The sequence below is a fragment of the Nocardioides epinepheli genome (genome assembly GCF_037936805.1).
In the GTDB taxonomy this organism is placed as follows: Bacteria; Actinomycetota; Actinomycetes; order Propionibacteriales; family Nocardioidaceae; genus Nocardioides.
The window spans coordinates 134,597-158,091 of record NZ_JBBMMC010000003.1 but is presented as its reverse complement, the minus strand read 5'-3'; the positions used below and the strand labels follow the sequence as shown (position 1 = coordinate 158,091).

The following is a 23,495-nucleotide window of genomic DNA, read 5'->3' as shown; positions in this document are numbered from 1 at the left end:
TCAGTCGCGCACCCGCACGACCAGCTTGCCCACCGCGCGCCGCTCGTCGAGGTCGACCAGCGCCTGACCGAAGTCCTCCAGGTCGTAGACCTGACCGACCAGCGGCTTGATGACTCCGCTGTCGATCATCGGCACCAGCCGCGCCCACTGCTCCTGCATGTAGCCCGGCGTCGCCATCGCGTAGGCCCCCCAGCCGGCACCGCGCACGTCGGTGTTGGTGAGCAGCAGCCGGTTCACCTTCACCTCGGGGATGCCCAGCCCGGAGGCGAATCCGAGCACGATGAGCCGACCGAGCGGGTGCAGGCAGCGCAGCGAGTCGAGGAAGGCCGGCCCGCCGACGATGTCGGCGACCAGGTCGACTCCGGCCCCGCCGGTGAGCTCGATGACGGCGTCCTTGAAGCCCTCGAGGAGCACGACGTCGTCGGCACCGGCCTGGCGCGCGATCTCGGCCTTCGCGTCGGTGCTGACCACGGCGATCACCCGAGCGCCCATGCCCTTGGCGACCTGGATCACCGCGGTGCCGAGGCCGCCGGCCGCCCCGTGCACGAGCACGGTCTCGCCGGGCTGGAGGCCGCCGCGCTGGTGGAGGGCGAACTCGGCGGTCAGGTAGTTCATCGGGAGCGCGACCGCCTCGTCGTAGGACATCGAGTCCGGCAACGCGAAGGTGGAGGACGCCGGCGCCACCGCGAGCTCCTGAGCGCCACCGTGCGAGATCACGGCCGCGACCCGCTGGCCGGGCTCGAACCCCGGGCCGCTCACGACGGTGCCGGCGACGTCGACGCCGAGGGAGAACGGCAGGTCGGGCTTGAGCTGGTACTCCCCGCGGCTCTGCAGCAGGTCGGGGAACGCGACCCCGACCCGATGCACCTCGATCAGCACCTCCTCCGGCCCGGGCGTGGGCTCGGGGATGTCGTTGACGACGAGATCCGCGGGTCCGGTGAGGCTGACGACCTGGAGTGCGCGCATGGACCCATCCAAGCAGTGATGTCGGTGCCGACGGCGTGGCGTCCGGGTGCCGTTCCGCGCAATTGCGCCGTTCGGGTCGGTCGCCGCCGCTCGCACTGCACCGTCCCGCGCAATTGCGCCGTCCGGGTCAGTCGACGCCCCTCGCACTGCACCATCCCGCGCAATTGCGCCGTCCGGGTCGGTCGCCGCCGCTCGGACTGCACCATTCCGCGCAATTGCGCCGTCCGGGTCAGTCGCCGCCTGGACGCCGCGAGCGGAACCTTCCCGACCGCCGGACCACCCGCCACCCTTGACGTGACCGACCAGTAGGCGAAAGATGCGAACAACGGTTCGCGTTCTGCTCCACCTCTCGGAAGGTCCCAGATGTCGCACTCCCGCCGTACCTCACTCCTCTCTCGGACGACGATCGCCGTGGCCGCGGCGCTCGCTCTCGCCTCGCCCGCCGTGGTCTCGGGACTCGGCGCTCCAGCCCACGCCGACGACCCTCGCCCCGGCTTGCTCGCCGCACCGGATGTGGAGCAGGAGGTCGAGCAGGAGGCCGCCCTGCCGGCCACCGCGGTGGCGATGGGTGACTCGTTCATCAGCGGCGAGGGGGCCGGCGACTACCTGGCGGTCACCGACCAGGACGGCGTCAGCCAGGGGTTCCCGGGATGGTCGGCACCCAACTCCAACCCCTACTTCTGCCACCGCTCACCGAACGCGAGCATCGCGGTGGCCGCGCTGCCGGGGATCGAGCAGCGGGTCAACATCGCCTGCAGCGGCGCCCAGCCCCACGACATGGCCAACGCCTCCAGCGCTCGCGAGGGCGGGCGCGGTGTCGCCAGCCAGATCGCCCAGCTCCGCCAGGTCGCGCAGACCGGCGACATCGACCTGGTGCTGATCGGGCTCGGCTCCAACAACTCCCAGTTCACCTTCGGCGGCGTCGCGGCCGAGTGCGCCGGCAGGTTCGTCGGCGACGGCTACACCGGCTGGTGGGAGGTGTGGATCCACCTGGTCAACTGGATCACCGGCACCGAGCTCAACGAGGAGCCGTGCACCGACGCCGACCTCGGCAGCCCCGCCCAGTTCACCGCGGCGCAGGCCGACACCACCGCGGCGCTGCGCCAGGTGCTCGACGTCCTCGCCGAGGTCGACGCCGACGGGCAGCACAAGATCGTGCTGCAGGACTACACCAACCCGCTGCCCGAGGCCTACGCCGAGCAGTACCTCACCGAGGACGGCCGCAACGACGAGCGCGACAAGTACCGGCGCCTGGTCGACGAGCGGTACGCCGCCGGCTGCCCCGCCGACGTCGCCAGCCTCGCGCCCGCCCACCGCTTCAGCCAGGCCCTCGGCGGGATCGTCGGCGGCGCAGCCGCGACCCTCCGAGCCGAGCGGCCCGGACTCGACCTCACCTATCTCGACGTCCAGCACGCCTTCGACGGCGCCCGCCTCTGCGAGCAGCCCGGCAGCCCTGGCAGCGCACTCGCCACGCCGTTGCGCGTGATGGACGGCCCGTCCGGGGTGAAGGTGGAGAGCTTCACGCCCTTCGACAAGCTCGACATCAAGCGCGTCACCGACACCTGCTCGGACTACTACCAGACCTGCCAGGAGTCCTGGCACCCCAGCGCCGCCGGCCACCGGGTACTCGGCCAGTGCCTCACGAACGCCTGGGCCTCGACGGCGCCGCAGCTGACCTGCGCGCGCCAGCCCGACGGGTCGCTCACCACCGGATGAACCCCCCTCTGACCCGGCGATGAGCAGCACCCGTAGGCCCCAGCAGCACCGCTCCCGCGCCACCGTCGAGCGCATCCTCGACGCCGCGGAGGCCGAGATCGGTGCCCTGGGGCTGGCCGGAGCCGGCACCCGCGGGATCGCGACCCGGGCCGGGCTGAGCGTCGGTGCGCTCTACCGGTTCTTCCCCGACAAGGCCGCGATCGCCGATGCGCTCGCCCGCCGTTACCTGGCCGACCTGATGCCGCCCTATGCCGCGGCGATCGCCGGCCTCGGTCCGGACTCGGATCGCGACGCGGTCGTGGGAGTGCTGGTCCGGCAGGCCGCCGACCTGCAGCTGACCCACCCCGGTTACTACCGCCTCACCGAGGAGCTGCCCCCCGAATGGGGCGACTCCCCCGCCCATCAGGTGCGCGAGCAGGTCCTGGACCTGTTCACCGGCGCCCTGCGCCGGGCCGATGTCGTCGAGGACTCGATGGACGACGCCGACCTGCGCCGCGTCGTCGGGCTCTGCGTCGAGACCGTGCGGCACACGCTGGTGCGCGCACCGGTCGGCGAGCGCCGTGAGGCGACGGTCGAGGAGCTCACCACGATGGTGAGCGCCTACCTGCGCGAGCGGCTGGCGCGCTAACCGAGACTTCAGCCAGGCCGGACGATCCGCTGCAGCTCGAAGTGCATCGGGTCGGTCCACTTCCAGTCGCCGCCCCACGCGAAGCCCCAGCGCTTGAAGACGGCGACGACGCCGCGGTCGATGGCGCCGACGGTGCCGCGCTCGTTGCCGGGCACGTTGATGTCGAAGGCGAGGCCGAAGGAGTGGTTGGAGAGCGTGGTGGAGTTGGCGATGAAGCGGGGGTAGTAGCAGCCGGCGTACTCGTCGGGGTGGATCTCGTCGGCGAGGCCGAGCGCCTCGATCTCCTCCAGCGCCGCCCGCAGCTGCGGCATCATCGCGCTGTTGCAGGTCATGGCGCCGAGGATCGGCATGGTCTCGGTGCTGATGTGGCTGGAGACCCAGGACGGCTCGGGGATCACCTTGCCGTCGGCGGTCGGGGTGTAGGTGTAGGTGCCGACGGCCTCGGCGAAGGAGCCGTAGAACATCACCGACTGGAACGCCGAGGGGTCCAGCCCGTAGCGGGCGGCGGCGTCGAGGTTCTGGATCGCCGGGTCGGCGCCGACGATCTTGCGGATCGGTTGACGCAGGGTCTCCGGAGCGGTGAGCCCGGTGCTGACGATCAGCGCGTTGCGCGGCTCCATCCCCAGGGCCTTCCCGCGCTTGCGGTTGACGACGACGTCGATCTGCTCGACCTGCGGGGCGTAGGCGCCGACGTGCACGAGGTCGGCGGCGTCGTCGTCGGTGGTGCCGAGGCGTACCGAGCCGGTGGAGTCGGTCGGGAAGGTGTCCTCGAGGTCGGAGGCCACTGCGGCCTCGCCGGCGGCGACCCGGTTCCACTGGGCTTGGAAGTCGGGGCTCTCGCCGCTGGTGAAGCGGCGGTAGTCGGCCGGGTCGACCGCGGCGACCCGGTAGACGGTGTTCTCGACCGACACGTCGGCCAAGGAGATGTCGGCGACCGCCACGACGCCGTCGAGCTTCGCGATCTTCTTGATCACCGAGCGCGCGATCGGCTTCTCCGCAGAGATCAGGATGTCGCCGACCGCCACCTGCTCGGTGCGCTTGCCGGGAGCCTCGACCGCGAACGCGGCGGCCGGATCGGGCTCGGCCGTGGGCGATTCGGAGGCCGGAGACGTCGGGGTCGCGCTGTCCGAGGACGTCTCCTGGTCCGGGGCGCCGGCGGCCGCGCCGTCGGACGACCCTCCGCACGCGGCCAGTGACATCAGGACGGCGGCAGTCAGCCCGGCCAGGAGGGCGCGCAAGGACGGACGTGCGCGCAGCGCAGCGTGCAGTGACACCGTCCCCCCTCTCCCACCGGCCCTGGTGCGGTGAGCATTCTGGATGCGTGCCTTCACAGCATCTCCACGATACGGGGAGTCTCGGCACGCGAGAGGTCCCACTTTCGGGCTCGGGGAAGGGTGGTGCGTCACTCCACCGACGCCGACCGATCGATCGGCGCGGCCGGGCTTACTCGGTCCGGGTCGCGGTGAAGTCGACGCTGCCGTAGCAAACGGGGTCCTCCAGGCTGAGGGTCCCGTAGGTCACCCGGTCGCCCTCGAACCGGAGCATCACGTCCACATCACGATTCTTGGTAGGTCGATAGGTGTGCACGATCCAGCCGTACTTGTTGATGGCGGTCGTCGGGAGCCGGACCGTCTTGACCGTCTCGCCTCCCGAGCAGCTGACCGGGAGGCGCACGGAGAATCCGGAGACGGTGCCGTCGGCAACAGTGAAGGCCGGGCCGCCGGGCTCGTCGGCGGCGTAGGTGCCCGCCTCCGCATCGGTGCCCGGCTCCAGGACGTCGAAGGCCGGCCACTCGCGCGAGACCCGGGTGCGGTCGGGGTTGAAGCCGGACGCCACCACGCGAGCCTCTCCGAACGGGAACTCGTCGCCGTCGGACGGCGTCGTCTCCGAGACCTTCACCTGGACGGTCACGGTCTTGGCGGCGTGTCCGGCCAGGTAGGGAATGCGCACGGCCCGACGGCCCTCGACCCGCGGGTCGTCGACGCGGACCGTGACCCGGCGCATCGGGCTGCTCCGCGTGTTGACCACCTTGATCCGCAGCGGGCTCCACCGTCCGCGGTACACGACGTCGATACGGCCGTCGCGACGCATGTCGGCCTGCTCGAGATAGAGGGGGAAACGGTCGCCGTCGGTGGGGATGCCCGACTTCGCGACGTCGTAGGCGCGCTTCTCGCTCGGCGCCCGCGACCCGGTGGGCATGGTGTAGACGCGCACGCAGTTCAGCGAACGACCGGCCTTGATCGGGCCCTTGAGGAAGACGACGCCGCGCCCGTCCGCCTTGGCCGTGCTGGCCCGCAGGCCACGGTGCCGCGGCTCACACCGACCACGCGCCTTCTTGCCGAACACCACCCACACGTCGGAGATCGCCCGCGGCCCGGGCTTGCTGCGCAGGGTGATGTAGACCCGCGCCTGCTTGCGCTTGTGGTCGAGGGTGAGGTCGCCCCACTCGATGTCGCGACCCAGCGCGATCCTCGGGTTGTAGGAGTCCCAAAGCTCCGCGTAGTACTCGTTCGGCTGCCCCGCGCGACGGTGGTCGACCCCCGCCGGATCGGCTCCGGCCGGCGCGGGGACCGCCTGCGCGAGCAGTGCTGACCCCATCAGCAGCGTGAGGACGATGGCAAGACGACGCATGTGACGCATGGGGTGACTCCTCAGGTCTCAGCCGTGCGGGTCGGCGGCGGCGAGCGCCCGCCCTGCCCCGCACCCTACGTCGGTCCGGAAATCACCGTCTCCTGGCGGCCAGCTCGATCATCTCGTCCAGCTCGGCGGCGCCGGGCACCTCGCCGGCGACCAGCGGCCGCAACCGCTCCCGCAGCTCGTCCAGGCTCACCTGCCGCTGCGCGAACGGCTTGGCGCCCTTGACGGCCTGCGCGAGGTCGGCCGCGATCGTGGCGAGCACGAGGTCGTCGGAGGGGTCGGCGTCGGCCGCAGCGCTGCGCAGCTCGATCGTGGCGTCCTCGGGCTCCTCGGACTCGACCGAGCGCCACCGCACCGCCGCCTCGCCGATCACGGTGTCGGGCGCGACGCCGTCAGCCAGTCGCACCTCGTAGAGCGCCGTCGCGTGGTGGCCGGAGCCGAGCTCGCCGGCGTCGACGTTCAGGTCCTCGAAGTCGTCGTCAGCGATGTCGCGGTTCTCGTAGCCGATCAGGCGGTAGGACTCGACCAGCGCGGGGTCGAAGCTGACCTGAGCGCGGGCCTCGGCCGCGACCGGGACGAGTGTGGTGGTCAGATCGGTGCCGAAGAGCCGCTCGGCCTCCTCGAAGGTGTCGACATAGGAGTAGAAGCCGTCGCCGAGGTCGGCGACCTGCTCCATCAGGAGGTCGTTGTAGTTGCCGAGGCCGAAGCCGGCGGTGACCAGGTGGATGCCGTCGGCTCCCTCCTGCTGGATCCGCTCGACCAGCGAGCCGGGTCCGGTCTCTCCGATGTTGGCGACGCCGTCGGAGCAGATGACGACCACGTTGACGGCCTCGGGGTCGAAGGCCTCGCGGGCGACGTCGTAGCCGCGGGCCAGTCCGGCCTCGAAGTTCGTGCCCCCGTCGGGCGTCAGCTCCCCGATCGTGTCGATGATCGCGTCGCGCTCGCTCACCGGCGTCGGCTCGAGAAGGGTCTCGGCGTCGTCCTGGAAGGAGACGACGGCGACCTTGTCGTCGTCGTTCAGCTCGTCGGCGAGGACGGCGAGCGAGGACTGCACCAGCCCCAGGCGGTTCTGCATGTCCATGCTGCCCGAGCGGTCGACCACCAAGGTGACGTTGACCCGGGGCCGCTCGGCAGGGTCGACCTCGCGGGCGGCGACGCCGACGCGGACCACCTGGGTGCCGTCGTCGAGGGTCGGCGCGATGCCGGTCTCGGCGCTCAGGCCGAGGTCCTGCTCGGTGGGCGCGGCGTCACCGTAGGGAAGCGCGTTGATCCACTCCTCGGGGCGTACCGACTCCGGCGGGACGTCCTCCCCCTGGGTCAGGAAGCTGCGCGCCACCCGGAAGGAGCCGTTGTCGACGTCGAGGCCGAACGTCGAGCGCGCGTCCTCGGCGGTGTCGACGAAGTCGTTGACACCCTCCTCACGGAAGGTGTTGTCGTCGGTGGGTCCTACCTCCGGTGGACGTCCCCCGCCGTCGTCGGCCTGACTGGGCGCGACCGCGCCCGCGCCGGCGTCGCCGCTGCCCTCCACGTAGTCGTCGTAGTACGCGCTGGGCGCCTCGCCGCCGGCGGAGCCGCCCGGGGGTGCGCCTTCGGTGTCGTCGGTGCCGCTGCACCCGGCCAAGGCCAGAGTCGACACCAACCCCAGGCCGGCCAGTCTGCTCACGATCGTGATCGGTCCTCGCGTAGTCATGCCGGTCCGACGACGACCTAGCGGACCCGGTTCCGGTGCTCAGGGCGTCGTTGCCGGATCGTGATGAACCCACGTGGTCGAGCGATGACGCTGGACTGGACACCGGGTGCGCTTCCACCGCAGCGGAGGTGACAATGGGGCGCATGAGCACCACACCGGAAGCGTCGCCTCGGGGCACCAGGAAGGTGCGGACCACCGTGGTGCTCGTGGTGCTCATCGGTGCGCTGGCGGTTGCTGCCGTCGTCGGCGCCGGCCTGCTCTGGGCCAGCAAGCCCGATCGCGACGCCCAGTCCGACGTCACCTGCTGGGACGGCAAGGAGGGTCCTGAGGCCGACTGCACCGAGCCGACCGGCGTCGCCGGACTGCGCTGGGTCTATCCCGAGCTCACCCCGAAGTCCTCGGACTGCAAGGCGCTGCGGATGCCCCGCGGCTCGGACAAGCAGGAGTCACTGGCGTTCGCCTGCGACGTCCCGCTCGCCGGCGACGAGGTGCGGATCGTCTACACCCGCTACCCCTCCCCCGAGGATGCCCAGCACGCGGCGTCGAAGAAGCACCACAACATGCCGCCCGAGGAGCAGGACGGACGCGAGATCTACCGCGACCGAAAGCCCCACAAGGGCCGGTGGCACCTCACCTCGGTCTACCTCGACCACCCGTTCTCGGTGTCGGTCGAGGCCTCGACCGCCAAGCTGCGCAATCTCGCCCTGGCCGAGCTGGTCACCCGCTCGCCCGAGGAGATCCGGGTCCGGCCCGGCGAGTAGGCGAACTGCTCAGCTGCCGCGGACGGCGGCGGCTACCGCCTTCGGCACGTCGGGGTGGAAGACCGTGGGGATGATGAAGCTCGGGTTGAGCTCGTCGTCCTTCACCACCCCGGCGATCGCCTGCGCCGCCCGCAGCAGCATCTCGACGGTGATCTCCGAGGCGCGTGCGTCGAGCAGGCCGCGGAAGACGCCGGGGAAGGCGAGCACGTTGTTGATCTGGTTGGGATAGTCCGATCGGCCCGAGGCCACCACCGCGGCGTACTTGCCGGCCTCGCCGGGGTCGACCTCGGGGTCGGGGTTGGCCAGGGCGAAGACCACCGGGTCGGTGGCCATGTCCTTGATCCACTCGGGGTCGAGGATGCCGGGCGCGCTCACGCCCACGAACACGTCGGCTCCGCCGTCGGCCGAGAGCGCGTCGTGCAGGTCGCCGGTGATGCCGCGGGGGTTGGTGGCGGCGGCCAGCTCCTCCTGGGCCGGCGAGAGCCCCTTCATGCCGGGCACCAGGCAGCCGACCCGGTCGTAGACCACGACGTCGGTGACGCCGGCCGCCAGCAGCAAGGTGACGATCGCGGTGCCCGCCGCGCCGGCTCCGGCCACCACGACGCGGGCCGACTCGAGGTCCTTGCCCACGACGCGCAGCGCGTTCATCAAGGCGGCGAGGACGACGATGGCGGTGCCGTGCTGGTCGTCGTGGAAGACCGGGATGTCGAGGCTCTCGCGCAGCCGGCGCTCGATCTCGAAGCAGCGCGGGGCGGCGATGTCCTCGAGGTTGATGCCGCCGAAGCCCGGGGCGATCAGCTCGACGGCGCGCACGATCTCGTCGGTGTCCTGGCTGGCCAGGCAGATCGGCCAGGCGTCGATGTCGGCGAACCGCTTGAACAGCGCCGCCTTGCCCTCCATCACCGGCAGCGCCGCGCCGGGGCCGATGTTGCCGAGCCCGAGCACTGCCGACCCGTCGGTGACCACGGCCACCGAGTTACCCTTGATCGTGAGCCGGCTGACGTCGTCGGGGTTCTCCGCCAGCGCCATGCTGACCCGCCCGACGCCGGGCGTGTAGGCCATCGAGAGATCGTCGCGGTTGCGCAGCGGCACCTTGGAGGCCACCTCGATCTTGCCCCCGATGTGGAGCAGGAAGGTCCGGTCGCTGACCTTGTAGACCTCGACGCCGTCGATCGCGTCGACCGCCTGCTCGAGCTCGTGGGCGTGATCGGCGTCGGCGGCCGAGCAGGTGACGTCGAGCACCAGCCGGGTGTTGCTCGACTCCGCGACGTCGATCGCGGTGACGATCCCGCCGGCCTCGGCGATCGAGGTAGCGACCGCGCCGACCACCGCGTGGTCCGGCGCGGTGTGCAGACGCATGGTGATCGAGTAGGACGACGTGGTGGCGTTCCGCGGCATTGCGTCAGCCTGTCGCGTTCGCCCGGTTACGAGCAAGTACGCGGTGCCGGGGCGCGGGCTGACTGTTCAAGCCTGGTTCCGCCTGCGGCGGGGTGGTAGTCCGGTGGGTGCTCGTCGGGGTGGGTCGCTTGGTCCGGTCGGGCTCGCTGGGTGGTGGGTCGTCGTGGTGGTGGGTCGTCGTGGCTGGTGAGGGGTCCGGTCCGGACAGAGCATCGTGCGGCAGCGGGGATGCCGTGTCGCGCCTTACTTCTGGTGTGTGGTCGCGTCGTTGTTTGCGCGCCACGCCATCCTTGAGCGCTTGCCCGCACGACGCTCCGCCGGCCCGGACCCCTGGCGACGACGACCCACCGAGGGGTTGCTCGCCCGGCCGGACGCCGCGGGCCACTGGCCCTCCTCGCCCTCGGGTTGGGTGGATGTGGTGGGTGGTGGCTGTCCCGGTCTGCCGGAGGTTGAGCAAGCCGGGAGGGCGTAAGCCTCGCCGGAGCGTTGGCGGGAACGGTTGCCGGGGTTTCGTCAGCGCTCGCTGGCGCTCGCTTGCTCAACCTCCGGCGCGGTGGCTGATCTCGGAGGTTGAGCAAGCCGGGAGGGCGAGGAACGAGCCCGCCTGACAGTCGGCCGCCGACGAAACCTCGCAACCGACCTCGGAAGCGCTGCCAGGACGGTCGCCGGGGTTTCGTCGGCGCTCGGTTGCTCAGCCTGCGTCGGCGGCGAGGGCCTGTTCGATGTCGTCGGTCAGCGCCTCGGGCTTGGTGGTGGGCGCGTAGCGGTCGATCACGTGGCCGTCGCGGCCGACGAGGTACTTGGTGAAGTTCCACTTGATGGCGCCGCCGAACAGGCCGCCCTTCTCCGACTTCAGCCACCGGTAGATCGGGTCGGCGTCGTCGCCGTTGACCTCGATCTTGCTCATCATCGGGAAGGTGACGCCGTAGTTCTTCTGGCAGAACGCCCCGATCTGGGCCTCGTCGCCCGGCTCCTGGTGACCGAACTGGTCGCAGGGGAAGCCGAGCACGACCAGGCCCTGGTCGGCGTAGCGGTCGTAGAGCTCCTGGAGCCCCTCGTACTGCGGGGTCAGGCCGCACTCCGAGGCGGTGTTGACCACCAGGACGACCTTGCCGGCGTACTCGGTCAGGTCGACGGTCCGGCCGTCGAGCGAGGTGGTGCTGAAGTCCTGGAGCGTCGTCATGCTGCGATCCTGCCAGGACTCACCAGCGCGCCGGGTCGGTGAGCTCTGCCAGCGGACGTCGTTCGCGGGGGCGCTGCTCGCGCTCGCGGTCTCGTTCGGGGACGTCGTCGGCGGGGCCGCGGGCGCCGACGGCGATGCCGCTCATCAGCCGCACATGGTCGGGGACGCCGAGCGCGACCGCGGCCGCCTCGTGGTCGAAGCCGGCGAACTGGTGGGCGTGCAGACCCATCGCCCGAGCCTGGAGCGTGACGTGGGCGGCGGCCTGGCCGAGGTCGTAGCGGGCGTAGTCGGGGCTCTTCACCTCGACGACCTCGCAGCCGGCCACCAGCACCAGCGAGGCGCGAGGCACCCAACCGGAGTTGCCGCGCGAGAGGTGTGGCACGAAAGCGGCGTGGGCGGCACTGCCGCGCGGCGCGACGACGAAGCGCCAGGGCTGGGAGTTGCCGAGGCTCGGCGCCCAGCGGGCCGCCTCCAGGAGCGTCCGGATCTCCTCGGCCGAGAGGTCGTGGGCCGGATCGAAGATGCTGGGGCTCCAACGCGAGCGCAGTGGCTCGGCAAGGCGCTCGGCACCGGGCATCGGGGCGTGGGTCACGCGGTCAGTATCGCGAGCCGCCGCGGGCGGCGAGCTATCGGAGCGCATCGGCCGCGCCCCGCGCCAGCACCTCGACCCGGAAGCTGACCCGGGCCAGAGCGTCCTCGAAGACCTCGGTCCGGTCACGGGCGTCTGTGGTGGCCGGACGGGGGGACGCCGCGACCACGGTGGTCGCCGACGGTGATTGCCGCCTGGCGTCGATAGTTCTTCACCGACTTGTTGCGCGCCCGCCGCACCCGCCTGGCGGACAACAGCGCGTGCAAGACGGGCTTCTCCGCCTCCCGTGCGCCGGTCCAACGCACGCAGCGCGGACTTCCACCAGTCGGCTGCCTCCGACTCGCCCGAATCGGGCGAGGCCGCACACCTCCTACGCCGCAGCCACGAGCAGCCGGCGCACGCCGGCACGGGCTGCGAGCAGCACGAGGATCAGCGCCGTGACGGATGCGAACCCGCCGAGGCTTACCAGGTCACCGAAGACGAGGGCCACCAGCTCGAGCACGGCGAGCTTGCTCCCGGCGGCCAGACCCCACAGCGCAGCGCCGGCGGCCACTTGCGTCCACCAGGTCTCGGCGGCGTGGAAACGGCGCTTCATCCAGTCCTTGAGCGCGATCACCACCTCGAGAGCCAGCTTGAGCAGCACCGCGGTGAGCAACGAGAGCGTGAACCCCTCGCTCACGATCGCCGGGACGAACTCGATCGCGAGATTGAGCACCACGACGTAGACGAACACGTCGACCACGTCGGCAGGTCGCGTTCGTACCAGGCGCCGCACCGGGCCCCGCGGGAGACCCTGCGCGTGGCGGCCGGAGTCGGTCACGGACACATCGTGCGTCGGGGAGACCACCCGGCGGGTCGCCGTTCTCGGGTGAGCGACGCCCGACCCGAGCCGGTGTGCCTAGGGAACTACTGACGAAACCCGGCGACCGTCCCGTCGCCCCGCGGCCGCCCTCGCCGGAGGTTGAGCAAGCGAGCGCCAGCGAGCGCCGACGAAACCCCGGCAACCGTCCCGGCCAACGTTTCTGAGGGAGGCTAGCGAGGTTTCGTCGGCGCCGGTCGGGCTCGTTCCTCGCCCTCCCGGCTTGCTCAACCTCCGAGGAGTCGCCCGCGTCCGGAGTCGGTCACCGACACATCGTGCGTTGGGGAGACCGCGCGGCGGGTCGCCGTTCTCGGGTGAGCGACGCCCGACCCGAGCCGGAGTGCCTAGAGCTGAGTGCCCAGCTTGGTCTCCTCCCCGGTGTCGGTGCGGAAGGTGAAGCCGTCGGCTCCGACGCGGACGCCGCCCTCGCGGGGCTCGGTGCGGGGCACGACCTCACGGGGGTTGCCGTCGAGGTCGAGCACGAGGCTGGCCTCGGCGTACCAGCGCGGCACCACCGGGTTGCCCCACCAGTCGCGGCGTTGCTCGTCGCCGACGTCCCAGGTGACGACGGGGTTGTCGGGGTCGCCGGTGTAGTAGTCGTGGGTGTAGATCTCGATACGGTGTCCGTCCGGATCGCGCAGGTAGAGGTAGAAGGCGTTGGAGACGCCGTGCCGGCCCGGCCCGCGCTCGATGAGGTCGTGCCGACCGAGCGCGCCGAGCAGGTCGCACAGGGCCAGCACGTGGTGCGACTCGTAGGTCGAGAACGCCAGGTGGTGCAGGCGCGGGCCGTCGCCGCCGGTGAGGGCGGTGTCGTGGACGGTCTGCTTACGACCCAGCCAGGCCGCATAGGTGACGCCGTCGCCGTCCTGGATGTCCTCGGTGAGCCGGAAGCCGAGACTGCGCAGGTGGGCACAGCCGCGGGCGACGTCGGGCGTCACGAGGTTGAAGTGGTCGAGACGGGCCAGCGGGGTGCCGCGATGCAGGTCGTAGCGCCAGGTGAGCCGGTCGACCAGGGCCACGTCGTGGAAGTACTCGCAGGTGAAGCCCATCGGGTCCTCCACCCGCACCGCATCGCCGATCCCGCTGGCGAAGCCACCGCGGCGCCGTTCGGTGCGACAGCCCAGGGCGGCGTGGAAGGCCTCGGCCCGGTCGACGTCGTCGGGAGTCCGCACCCGGTAGGCGACCGCCGCGCACGCCGCGACCGGCCCCTGTCGCAGGACCAGGTTGTGGTGGATGAACTCCTCGAGCGTGCGCAGGTAGATGCCCGACTCGTCCTCCCGCGTCACCACCAGGCCGAGCACGTCGACGTAGAAGTCGCGCGCGCGGGCGAGGTCGGTGACGACGAGGTCGACGTAGGCGGCTCGCAGGACGTCGGGAGCCGCGGAGCGGTCCGCGCTCATTCGGTTCATGATCCTCCTCCTTCGATGCCGTGCCTAGGGCGACCGAGGACAGGTGCCGGGGTGCCGCCGAGGGCGACGTGGATCGCCTGCTCCTCGCTGTAGAAGTCCAGCGAGCGCGCCCCGCCCTCGCGGCCGACGCCCGAGGCCTTGATCCCTCCGAACGGGGTGCGCAGGTCGCGCACGTTGTGGGAGTTGACCCACACCATCCCGGCCTCGAGCGACCCCGCGATCCGGTGCGCGCGGTCGAGGTCGCGGGTCCACAGGTAGGCCGCGAGCCCGTAGCGGGTGTCGTTGGCCAGCCGCAGGGCCTCGTCGACGTCGTCGAAGGGGCTCACCGCGACGACCGGGCCGAAGATCTCCTCCTGGAAGATCCGAGCCCGGGGTTCGACGTCGACGAACACCGTCGGCGCCACGAAGTTCCCCTCCGGCAGGTGCTCGGGGCGTCCGCCGCCCGCGACCAGGCGCCCCTCCGACCGGCCGATCTCGATGTAGCCCAGCACCTTGGCGAGGTGCTCGGGATGCACCAGCGCTCCGACCTCGGTCTCCGGATCGGACGGCTCACCGACCCGGATCGCTGCCGCCCGCTCGGCCAGCCGCTGACAGAACTCCGCGTAGACGGCCCGCTCGACGAGCACCCGGCTGCCGGCGGTGCAGCGCTCGCCGTTGAGGGAGAACACGCCGAACACGACGGCGTCGAGTGCGGCCGGCAGGTCGGCGTCGGCGAACACCACGACCGGCGACTTGCCGCCGAGCTCCATCGAGAGCGCCTTCAGCTCCGGCGCGGCGGCCGCGAAGATGTGAGCCCCGGTCGCGCTCTCACCCGTGAACGAGATCGCGGGGACCGCAGGGTGTCGGACCAGCGCCTCCCCGGCGCTCTCGCCGAGACCGTGGACGACGTTGAGCACGCCGGGTGGGAGCCCTGCGGCGTCGCCGATGTCGGCCCAGAGGCTCGCGGTGAGCGGGGTGAACTCGGCCGGCTTGAGCACCACGGCGCATCCCGCGGCCAGGGCGGGGGCCAACTTCCAGCTCTCCAGCATGAACGGGGTGTTCCACGGGGTGATCAGACCGGCGACGCCCAGGGGATGCCGGCGGACGTAGTTGAGCTGCTGCCCCGGCACTCGGTAGGCCTCCTCGTGCCGGCCGACGATGAGATCGGCGAAGAAGCGGAAGTTCTCGGCCGCCCGCGCGGCCTGCCCGGCGGTCTGGGTGATCGGCAGACCGGTGTCGTAGGTCTCCAGAGCTGCGATCCGCCGCCCGCGCGCTTCGATCTCGTCGGCCATCCGGGTGAGGATCCCGGCCCTTCGGCGCGCGGTGAGATCGGCCCACTCGGGGCGGTCGAGCGCCCGGTTGGCGGCCGCGACGGCGAGCTCGATCTCAGTGCCTCCCCCCGCTGCCGCGTGGAGGTAGACCTCGTTGGTGACCGGGTCGAGCACCTCGAAGGTGGCGCCGTCGGAGCTGTCGAGCAGCCGGCCGTCGATCAGGTGCCGTACCTGGGCCGGCAGGTCGTGTGGGACCCGGGCATCGACGGTGGCACTCGGGCCGAGATTGGTCATGGCTCCTCCTGCCTGTGCGGGCGCGCCGGAACGGGTGAGAGGTACTCGGCGCCCTCCGCCGCAAGCGCGGCGATCCGCGCCAGACCGGACGGCGTCGGCGGGGTCAGCGGTGGGCGCACCTGCCCGGAGCCGAGCAACCCGCGCTCGGCCATCAGGTGCTTGGCCGGGGCCGGGTTCGTCTCGACGAACAGCAGGTCGACCAACGGGTGCAGTCCGTAGTGGATCCGTCTCGCGCCGGCCAGGTCGCCGAGCTCCCACAGCTCATACATCCGCGCCGACGCCGCGGGCGCGAGGTTCGCGGTGGCGCTGATGAACCCCGCGCCGCCGATCGCCAGCAGCGGCAGGCACAGCAGCTCGATGCCCGACCAGACGCGCAGCTCGGGGCCGCACCGGTGCAGGATCCGGGAGAAGTGCTCGAACTCGCGGGTCGTCTCCTTGACGCCCACGAAGTTCTCGGCCGCCCGGAAGACGCGTTCGACGGTCTCCGGCGCGAGATCGACGGCGGTGCGCGACGGCACGTTGTAGGCGATCACCGGCAGGTCGGGGAACTCGCGGGCGACGGTGAGGTACCACGCCTCCAGCGCCTGCTGGGTTGGGCGGGCGTAGGGAGGCGTCACGACCATCACGGCGTCCGCGCCGGCGTCGCGGGCGTGCGCGGTCAGCGCGAGGGTGTCCTCCAGACGCGAGCAGCCGGTGCCGGCGACGAACGGCGCCCGGTCGGCGACCACGCGTGCGACGGCGTCGATCACGGCGGCGCGCTCCTCGACGGTCTGCGCGCTCGGCTCGCTCGTCGAGCCGCCGATGGTGACGCCGTGGCTGCCCTGGTCGAGCTGCCACTCGACCAGTCGCTCGACGCCGGGCAGGTCCAGCGCGCCGGCGTCGTCGAACGGCGTCACCAACGCCGCCAGCGAGCCGGCGATCGCCGCGGGATCGGAGCGGAACCTCATCGCTGCTCCTCCACATCGTCCGGTCCGGTCCAGGCGGCATAGCGTTCGCGCCAGGCCGCACCGAGCGGGTACAGCCCCTCCGGGCTCTCGCCACGGGCCAGCTGCTCGGCGATGAACGCCTCCTCGCGCTCCTGCGCGACGGCGTCGGCGACCACCTCGGCGGCGAGCCTGCGGGGGACCACCACGACACCGTCGTCGTCTCCCACCACGAGATCACCCGGCTCCACGGCGGTGCCTCCGCAGCTGACCATCACGTCGCGGTCCCACGGCACGTGGCGCCGCCCGAGGGTGGCCGGATGGCGGGCCCCGGCGAAGACGGGCACCCCGACCTCGGCGACCGCCGCGGCATCGCGGACCGCGCCGTCGGTGACGACGCCGGCTGCCCCGCGCGAGCGTGCGCAGAGCGCCAGCAGGTCGCCGAGGGTGCCTGCTCCCGGCTCGCCTCGTGCATCGATCACGAGCACCTCTCCGGGCCCGAGGTCGGCGAAGGCCTGCTTGTGGGTGGTGAAACCGGTGCCGTGCTCGGCGACCAGATCCTCACGCAGGGCGACGAACCGCAGCGTCCGCGCACGGCCCGCCAGCCGGGTGCCGGGGCGCAGCGGCGTCACGCCGTCGATGGTCGAGGAGATGCCGCGGCGCTGGAGCTGCGCGGCCAGCGTGGCGGCCGCGACCCGGTCGAGTCCGTCGGGCAGCGGGTCGGCGACGGCGGGGACCGGTTGCTCGGGCCGCTGCACCCGGACCGTCCGCATCGGGGGGCCCGCCTTCACCACGGTGACCAGCCGGCCCGTGCTGCGCTCGGTTCCGCCGTCTCGCACCTCCACCTCGACGACGTCGCCCGGCTCGGCGAGGCCCGCCCCGGCCGGGGTACCGGTGAGGACGACGTCGCCGGGCTCGAGGGTGATCAGCTCGCACAGTGCCGCGAGCACGTCCGGGATCGAGAAGAGCAGGTCGTCGGCCTCGGCGTCCTGCACCAGCCGGCCGTTGTGCCAGGTCCGCAGCGCCAGGCAACCCGGGTCGATGTCGTCGGCGTCGAGCAGCCGGGGGCCGATCGGCGTGAATCCGTCACCGCCCTTGCTGCGCAGGTTGGAGCCGCGGTCGATGGGGCGCAGGTCGGCCAGTCCCAGATCGTTGGCCGCGGTCACGGCGGCGACCGCCGACCATGCGTCGTCCGGGCCGAGGCCGCGAGCGCGCCGACCGATCACCACGGCGATCTCGCCCTCGAAGGTGAGCTGCTCGAGGCCGTCCGGGCGGACGACCTCGCCGGGGCCGCTCAGCGACGTCCCGGGCTTGAGGAAGAACGAGGGCTGCAGGGGCGCGGGGACTCCGCGCTCCCGGATCCGGCTGCCGTAGTTGAGGTGCACCGCGGCCACCTTTCCCGCGGGCCAGGGCCAGGTCCATGTCGCGAACGGGTTGCCGATGTCGGATCGATCGGTCATCGACGGGCCTCCGAAGGGGAAGTGGGTGTGCTGGACAGGACCGACGACTCCTCGGCTCCCGCGGCGCCGGCCACGTCCCGGGCTCGCGCTCGACGTGCGGAGGACCAGCGGCCCAGGAGGCGGCGTCCGATTGCGACCAGGCCGCGCGGCTCCACGAGCAGAACGCCGATCAGGGCTACGGCGTAGAGCAGCTCGGCGGCGGTCGCCGGGGTGATGCCCCCTCCGCCGTGGGCGGCGAGGCCGGGCAGCGAGTCGCCATAGCGCTGCAGGATCGCGGGAAGCAGGGTGACGAACGCGGCGCCGAGGAAGGCCCCGGTGATCGACCCGAGCCCCCCGATGACCGTCATCGCCAGATACCCGACCGCCAGGCTGAGTCCCCAGTACTCGGGGACGATGTAGCCCAAGAGCACCGCGAGCAGCGCGCCGCCGAGGCCGGCGAAGGCGCTCGAGATCGCGAAGGCGACGGCGCGATAGCGGGCCACCTCGATGCCGAGGATGTCGGCGTGCAGCTCGGCCTCCTTGATCGCGGTGAACGCGCGCCCGGTGCGCCCGCGCAGCAGGTTGGCGGTGAAGATCGCGACCGCGAAGAACACGGCCGAGGTGACCGCCCACATGAACTCGGCGCCTCCGATCGGGACGCCGAGGACGGCGAGGTCGGAGCCGAGGGAGCTGAGCGAGCCGATCTGCAGGGGCGGGGTAGGCCGGCCGTTGAAGCCGCCGGTGAGACCGACGCAGGCCGAGAGCAGCCACTGGCCGATGAACACCAGCGAGAGGGTCGCGAGCCCGAGGCTCAGGCCCTTCAGCCGGGCCGCGATCGGACTGAGCAGCAGGCCGACGAGTCCAGCGAGCAGCGCCGCCAGCATCGCCGCGAGCGGGCTCGGCAGGCCCTGCCCCCACAGTCCGGCGGTCGGCTCGCTCGCCAGCCCCGTGTAGGTATAGGCCCCCAGCGCGAGGAAGAACGGATGCCCCAACGAGAGCTGGCCGACGCGGCCGAAGAGGAGAGTGAGCCCGACCGCGCCGATCGCGGCGGCGAACACCAGGCTGCCCTGACCCAGCCAGTACTCGGCGATCCAGTACGGCGGCAGCAGCACCACCGCCGGGATCGCCGCCCAGCCCAGCGCCCGCGTCACGCGACCGGCTCGACGCGTCGTGGCGACGTCAGACACGGGCGGCCTCCTGCTGTCCGAAGAGCCCGGCGGGACGCACCAGCAGGACCAGCAGCATCAGCAGGTACGGCGCGGCCGTGGCGAAGTTGCGACCGAGGAAGTCGAGCTCGGCCTGGTAGCCCAGGGCGAAGGTCTGCACCAGTCCGACCGCCAGGCCACCCACGACCGCACCCGTGGTGGAGTCGATCCCGCCGATGACCACTGCCGGGATCGCCTGCAGCGCGACCACGGTGGCGGTGACGTCGAGCCCGGCGGTGGGGTACGACACCAGGAAGATCCCGGCGACGACGGCGACCGCGCCGGCCAGGCTCCACGCGACCAGTGCGACCCGCGACAGTCGGATGCCCACCATCTCCGCTGTCTCGGCGTCCTCGGCCGCCGCCCGCATCTCCAGGCCGAACGGCGTCCGGTGCAACCACAGGTGCAGGGCGAGCAGCAGCAGCGCAGCACAGCAGAAGGCCGCCACCCGTGACACGGGGACCGAGACCCCGAGCAGGCGCAGGGTGGAGGAGCCGAACGGCGCGCGGAGGGAGAGGACCTGCGAGCCGATCCAGGTGTTGGTGAGCGAGTTGAGCAGGATCGAGAGGCCGATCGTCATGATCCCGGCGGCGAGGACGGCGTCGCGCCGGAGGAACGGGCGAACGAGCACCTCGAGGACCACCGCGCCGGCCAGCGCACCCGTGGCGATGCCGGCCAGCACCGCGAGGGCGAAGGGCCAGTGCAGGTGCACCCGCGTGGCGGTGGCGACGAAGGTCCCGAGCACCAGGATCCCGGGATGGGCGAAGTTGATGATCTCGGTGGCCTTGTAGACCAGGACCATGCCGAGGGCGATCAACGCATAGACGCTGCCGACCGACAGTCCGTTGAGGAGGAGCGAGACGACGTGGCTCACCGCGGCACCTCCCGCGCGGTGCCGCCGAGGTAGGCGCACACGACCTCGGGGTCGGCGCGTACCCGGCTCGGAGAGCCGGTGGTCACCACCGTCCCGAAGTTGAGGACGGTGACCTCGTCGCAGACCCCCATCACCAAGGGCATGTCGTGCTCCACGAGCAGCACCGTGGTCCCGAGCTCGTCCGCGACCCGCCGGATGCTGCGGCTCATCTGGTCCTTCTCCCCGGCATGCATCCCGGCAGCCGGCTCGTCGAGCAGCAGCAGGCGCGGCTCGGAGGCCAGCGCCCGGGCGACGTCGACCCGTTTGGCCGCGCCATAGGGCAGCTCCTCAGCGCGCCGATCGAGCAGTTCTTCGATCCCGAGCAGCGCAGCGGCCGTGCGCACCGCCTCGCGAGCCTGCCGCTCCGACCGCCGGCTGCGCGGCAGGCGCAGCCCGTCGGCGAGCACCCCACTGCGCTGGTGACGGTGCTGACCGAGCAGAAGGTTCTCCTCGACGCTCAAGGAGGTGACCATCGAGGCGTTCTGGAAGGCCCGCCCCACGCCGAGGGCCGCGATCCGGTGGGGTGAGAGGCCGACGAGCCGGCGTCCGTCGAGCAGCACGCGACCGGACGCCGGGCGGTAGACGCCGCACACGACGTTGAACAGGCTGGACTTGCCCGCGCCATTGGGCCCGATGACTCCGTGCACCGACCCGGGCGCGACGTCGAGCGAGACACCGTCGAGGACGCGGGCGCCGAGGAACCGCACCACGACGTCCTGGATCTCGAGCTTCGCGCCGTTCATGGGGCGGCTCCGGCGGCCGCGTCGCCGACGTACAGGCCCCGCACCCGCGGGTCCTCCCGCAAGGCGGCGACCGGCCCGGACAGGGCCACGCGCCCGGCCGCCAGGACATAGGCGCGATCGGCGACGTCGAGGGCCACGGCGGCGTTCTGCTCGACCAGGACGATCGTGAGCCCCTCCTGTCGCAGGTGGCTCAGCAGGTCGGCGACCTGCTCGATCACTCGAGGCGCGAGCCCGAGGGTCGGCTCGTCGAGGAGCAGGAGCCGCGGCGCGGCCATGAGGGCGCGACCGATCGCGAGCATCTGCTGCTCCCCGCCCGAGAGGAGCGCGGCCCGCTGGGCGCGCCGGTCGGCAAGGCGGGGGAAGAGGTCGAAGACCCGAGCCAGCTCGGTCCCGGTCGCGCCGGCTTGACGTCGGGTGGCGCCGACGCGGAGGTTCTCCTCGACGCTGAGTCGTGCGAAGACGTGGCGCCCCTCCGGGACCTGGGCGATCCCGCGCAGGACGCGCTGCTCGGCCCGCAGGCCGAGGACGTCGATCCGCTCCAGGACGACCCGGCCGTGGGATATCGAGCCGCCGTGCCGGTACAGCGTGCCGCCGATCGCACGGAGCAGCGTGGTCTTCCCCGCGCCATTGCCGCCGAGGACTCCGGTGATCAGTCCCGTGGAGACCGAGAGCGTGACGTCGTCCAAGGCCGGTGCCCGGTCGCCGTAGCGCACCGTGAGGTCACGGACCTCGAGCATCCCGGCGCCGGCCCGCTCGGGTGTCACTGCGGTCGCCTACTTCCCGCTGAGGAGTGGGGCCGCATCCGCGCCCTGGTAGGGCTCGGCCTGGACCGGCGTGAGGCCCCCGGCAGCCGAGGCGTCCACGCGGAGGATGTAGTCCTGGAGTGCCGGTGGCACGGCGCGGTCGGAGAAGTCGAGGTCGACCGAGAGACCGTGCATCGCGAAGGCCTTGGAGTCGGCGAAGCTCTTCGCGAGGTTCTCGCGGGTGAGGTCGCCGGCGGCGCAGGTGCGCTCCAGGGCGTTGTGCATCACCTGTGCAGCGGCGTATCCGGCGATGAAGAACTGCTGGGGGGTGCCACCGTCCCCGTCGGCGGCGAAGGCCTTGCGCAGGTCGGCCATCCCCGGTGCCGAGCCGGTCCAGGCGTCGTAGGGACTCACGACGTAGGTCTCGCGGGCCACCTGGGTGGCGGCGTCGCTCTGGAGGAGGTCGGGCACGAAGGTCGGGGTGGGCACCACGAACGGCACGTCGAGGTGCTCGGTGGCCGCGACCGCCGCGGCATTGGCGAGCAGCGGCGGGCTGACGCTGAGGAAGACCGCCTTGGTGCCGTTCTTGGCCATCGTGGAGATCTGCGAGGAGAGATCGGTCGCCGTGGGATCGACCTCGTAGGCATCGACGGTGATGCCGTGCGCCTGGCCGGCCTTCTCGGCGCCGGCGAACCCGGCGCCGCCGAAGTCGCCGGGGAAGTAGATGTAGCCGATGGTGTCGCCCTGGGCGAGCTTGCCCTGGTCGAGGAGGAAGTCGACGGCGTTCATCATGTCGACGTCGTAGGTTGTGCCCGGGATGAGGATCGACGGCTTGCCGAGGAGGTCGGGCGACCAGCTCATCGGGATCGAGCTCATGTCGTCGCGCTCCATGCTGTCGGCGATCGCCTGGGTCATCGCGGTGCCGGTGATCAGCTGCAACGCCAACACGTCCGGGGAGATGTCGCCGTACGCACTCACGGTGCGCTGGGGGTCATAGGCGTTGTCGCGGGCCTCGATCGTGACCGTGCGGCCGCCACACACCCCGCCGGCGTCGTTGACCTCCTTCCAGTACAGCTCCGCACCGGCGAGCTGTCGCTTGGCGCCGGCGGCGAAGGTGCCGGTGAGTGCGCTGAGCGCCCCCAGGGTGATGGTGTCGGCGCTCACCCCGGGGGTCGCACCCTCGCCTCCGCCCGACTTCTCATCGGCCTTGGAACTACAGCCCGCCAGGGCCGTACTGGCGATCATCAGGGCCGCGAGAGCGGCCACCCAGCGTCCGGATCGGCGAAGCATGTCGCTTCCCCCTTTGCGAACAGACTTGCTTCAAAGTGGCGGTGGGTGCTGCGGCGGCGAGGGCCACGCAGCAAAGAAGTCGGCTTTCGTCTGGCTCAGGCACGAGTGATCGTATACGATTTGATAGACGAAATCTAGGGGACTGGACATCCGAGGGGAATGGACGTGGGAAGCACCGAGCCGACGCAGGCCCAGAGCAAGGCACAGATCGCCTACGCCTGGATCCACGAGCAGATCGCCACCCGCCGGTTCGGGCCCGGTCACCGCCTGGTCCTGCAGCAGCTGGCCGACGAGCTGGGGGTGTCGGTCGCGCCGGTGCGGGAGGCGATCCGCCGGCTCGAGGCCGAGGGACAGGTCACCTTCAGTCGCAACGTCGGCGCCACGGTCGCCATCCCCGACGAGCACGCCTACCGCGATCTCATGGAGTCCCTGGCCGTCTTCGAGGGAGCCGCCACCGCCCTCGCGGCGGCGCACCTTCGGCCGGCCGACCTCGCCCGGGGACGCGCGATCAACGACCGGATGCGCGCGATGCTGGACTCGATCGACTCCTTCGACCCCCCGGAGTTCACCCGGCTCAACCAGGACTTCCACTCGGTGCTGTTCGCGCCCTGTCCCAACGACTACCTGCGCCGCGTCGTCGACGAGTGCTGGACGAGCCTGGACCGGATGCGCGAGACCACCTTCACCTTCATCCCGGGACGCGCGACCCAGTCGGTGCGTGAGCACGACCAGATCCTCGAGCTCCTGGAGAAGGGAGCCGAGGTCGACGAGGTCGAGCGGGCGGTCCGCGCCCACCGGCTGGCGACCCTCACCAGCTACCTGGACCGCTGATCGAGCCGACTCAGAGCGCGCTCGGGCC

Annotated in this window: 22 protein-coding genes; 4 read left to right on the top strand and 18 right to left on the bottom strand. The window is 71.8% G+C overall.

From position 1 onward, the window contains the following. Positions 1 to 966 (bottom strand): NADPH:quinone oxidoreductase family protein, encoded by a 966-nt coding sequence (locus tag WMR31_RS05740; protein ID WP_340537821.1) that lies wholly within the window; start codon positions 964 to 966, stop codon positions 1 to 3. Between the two features lie 363 nt (positions 967 to 1,329). Here WMR31_RS05740 and WMR31_RS05735 point away from each other — a divergent pair, with 363 nt between their 5' ends. After that, positions 1,330 to 2,682 carry an SGNH/GDSL hydrolase family protein gene (locus WMR31_RS05735; RefSeq protein ID WP_340537820.1) on the top strand — a complete coding sequence of 451 codons (1,353 nt, stop codon included), beginning with the start codon at positions 1,330 to 1,332 and terminating at the stop codon, positions 2,680 to 2,682. A 19-nt stretch (positions 2,683 to 2,701) separates the two neighbouring features. After that, on the top strand, positions 2,702 to 3,310 hold the full coding sequence (locus WMR31_RS05730) for a TetR/AcrR family transcriptional regulator (protein WP_340537819.1): 609 nt from the start codon (positions 2,702 to 2,704) through the stop codon (positions 3,308 to 3,310). An 8-nt stretch (positions 3,311 to 3,318) separates the two neighbouring features. On the opposite strand, the gene WMR31_RS05725 is transcribed toward WMR31_RS05730, so the two are convergent. From WMR31_RS05725 to WMR31_RS05715, 3 genes are all read right to left on the bottom strand, one after another. Beyond that, the gene (locus WMR31_RS05725) at positions 3,319 to 4,584 is read right to left on the bottom strand and encodes a M15 family metallopeptidase (protein ID WP_340537818.1); all 1,266 of its coding nucleotides are present in this window, start codon (positions 4,582 to 4,584) and stop codon (positions 3,319 to 3,321) included. Positions 4,585 to 4,753: 169 nt separating this feature from the next. Further along, on the bottom strand, positions 4,754 to 5,950 hold the full coding sequence (locus WMR31_RS05720) for a hypothetical protein (RefSeq protein WP_340537817.1): 1,197 nt from the start codon (positions 5,948 to 5,950) through the stop codon (positions 4,754 to 4,756). Between the two features lie 82 nt (positions 5,951 to 6,032). Beyond that, the gene (locus WMR31_RS05715; protein WP_340537816.1) at positions 6,033 to 7,610 is read right to left on the bottom strand and encodes a vWA domain-containing protein; all 1,578 of its coding nucleotides are present in this window, start codon (positions 7,608 to 7,610) and stop codon (positions 6,033 to 6,035) included. A gap of 170 nt (positions 7,611 to 7,780) precedes the next feature. On the opposite strand from WMR31_RS05715, the gene WMR31_RS05710 reads away from it, so the two are divergent. Next, positions 7,781 to 8,398, top strand: coding sequence for a hypothetical protein (locus WMR31_RS05710; RefSeq protein WP_340537815.1), 618 nt, complete (start codon positions 7,781 to 7,783; stop codon positions 8,396 to 8,398). A gap of 9 nt (positions 8,399 to 8,407) precedes the next feature. Here the strand turns inward: WMR31_RS05710 and WMR31_RS05705 are convergent, their stop codons facing one another. The 14 genes from WMR31_RS05705 to WMR31_RS05640 all read right to left on the bottom strand — a co-directional run bounded on the left by WMR31_RS05705 (position 8,408) and on the right by WMR31_RS05640 (position 22,636). Continuing rightward, the gene (locus WMR31_RS05705) at positions 8,408 to 9,796 is read right to left on the bottom strand and encodes an NAD-dependent malic enzyme (RefSeq protein WP_340537814.1); all 1,389 of its coding nucleotides are present in this window, start codon (positions 9,794 to 9,796) and stop codon (positions 8,408 to 8,410) included. 691 nt (positions 9,797 to 10,487) lie between these two features. Further along, positions 10,488 to 10,979 carry a glutathione peroxidase gene (locus WMR31_RS05700; RefSeq protein WP_340537813.1) on the bottom strand — a complete coding sequence of 164 codons (492 nt, stop codon included), beginning with the start codon at positions 10,977 to 10,979 and terminating at the stop codon, positions 10,488 to 10,490. Between the two features lie 19 nt (positions 10,980 to 10,998). Further along, a complete protein-coding gene (locus WMR31_RS05695; protein WP_340537812.1) occupies positions 10,999 to 11,571 on the bottom strand; it encodes a nitroreductase family protein in 573 nt (190 codons plus the stop codon). 34 nt (positions 11,572 to 11,605) lie between these two features. Then, the gene (locus WMR31_RS05690) at positions 11,606 to 11,737 is read right to left on the bottom strand and encodes a hypothetical protein (RefSeq protein WP_340537811.1); all 132 of its coding nucleotides are present in this window, start codon (positions 11,735 to 11,737) and stop codon (positions 11,606 to 11,608) included. A 201-nt stretch (positions 11,738 to 11,938) separates the two neighbouring features. Continuing rightward, positions 11,939 to 12,388, bottom strand: a complete 450-nt coding sequence (locus WMR31_RS05685; protein WP_340537810.1) for a hypothetical protein — start codon at positions 12,386 to 12,388, stop codon at positions 11,939 to 11,941. A 383-nt stretch (positions 12,389 to 12,771) separates the two neighbouring features. Then, complete coding sequence (gene hpaD, locus WMR31_RS05680) at positions 12,772 to 13,836, bottom strand: 3,4-dihydroxyphenylacetate 2,3-dioxygenase (RefSeq protein ID WP_340537809.1); 1,065 nt, start codon at positions 13,834 to 13,836, stop codon at positions 12,772 to 12,774. After that, positions 13,833 to 15,380, bottom strand: a complete 1,548-nt coding sequence (gene hpaE, locus WMR31_RS05675) for a 5-carboxymethyl-2-hydroxymuconate semialdehyde dehydrogenase (protein WP_340537808.1) — start codon at positions 15,378 to 15,380, stop codon at positions 13,833 to 13,835. Before hpaE ends, hpaD begins: the two co-directional genes overlap by 4 nt. Next, entirely contained in the window at positions 15,377 to 16,327 is a 951-nt protein-coding gene (dapA, locus tag WMR31_RS05670) for a 4-hydroxy-tetrahydrodipicolinate synthase (protein ID WP_340537807.1), read from the bottom strand. Before dapA ends, hpaE begins: the two co-directional genes overlap by 4 nt. Next, a complete protein-coding gene (locus WMR31_RS05665) occupies positions 16,324 to 17,763 on the bottom strand; it encodes a fumarylacetoacetate hydrolase family protein (protein ID WP_340537806.1) in 1,440 nt (479 codons plus the stop codon). Before WMR31_RS05665 ends, dapA begins: the two co-directional genes overlap by 4 nt. Continuing rightward, positions 17,760 to 18,929 (bottom strand): branched-chain amino acid ABC transporter permease, encoded by a 1,170-nt coding sequence (locus WMR31_RS05660; RefSeq protein WP_340537805.1) that lies wholly within the window; start codon positions 18,927 to 18,929, stop codon positions 17,760 to 17,762. Before WMR31_RS05660 ends, WMR31_RS05665 begins: the two co-directional genes overlap by 4 nt. Beyond that, positions 18,922 to 19,821, bottom strand: a complete 900-nt coding sequence (locus WMR31_RS05655) for a branched-chain amino acid ABC transporter permease (protein WP_340537804.1) — start codon at positions 19,819 to 19,821, stop codon at positions 18,922 to 18,924. Before WMR31_RS05655 ends, WMR31_RS05660 begins: the two co-directional genes overlap by 8 nt. After that, on the bottom strand, positions 19,818 to 20,603 hold the full coding sequence (locus tag WMR31_RS05650; protein WP_340537803.1) for an ABC transporter ATP-binding protein: 786 nt from the start codon (positions 20,601 to 20,603) through the stop codon (positions 19,818 to 19,820). The genes WMR31_RS05655 and WMR31_RS05650 overlap by 4 nt, the downstream gene beginning before the upstream one ends. After that, a complete protein-coding gene (locus tag WMR31_RS05645) occupies positions 20,600 to 21,367 on the bottom strand; it encodes an ABC transporter ATP-binding protein (RefSeq protein WP_340537802.1) in 768 nt (255 codons plus the stop codon). The genes WMR31_RS05650 and WMR31_RS05645 overlap by 4 nt, the downstream gene beginning before the upstream one ends. Before the next feature lie 9 nt (positions 21,368 to 21,376). After that, positions 21,377 to 22,636, bottom strand: coding sequence for an ABC transporter substrate-binding protein (locus WMR31_RS05640; RefSeq protein WP_340537801.1), 1,260 nt, complete (start codon positions 22,634 to 22,636; stop codon positions 21,377 to 21,379). A gap of 165 nt (positions 22,637 to 22,801) precedes the next feature. Here WMR31_RS05640 and WMR31_RS05635 point away from each other — a divergent pair, with 165 nt between their 5' ends. After that, a complete protein-coding gene (locus WMR31_RS05635; RefSeq protein ID WP_340537800.1) occupies positions 22,802 to 23,467 on the top strand; it encodes a GntR family transcriptional regulator in 666 nt (221 codons plus the stop codon). Positions 23,468 to 23,495: the final 28 nt, after the last annotated feature.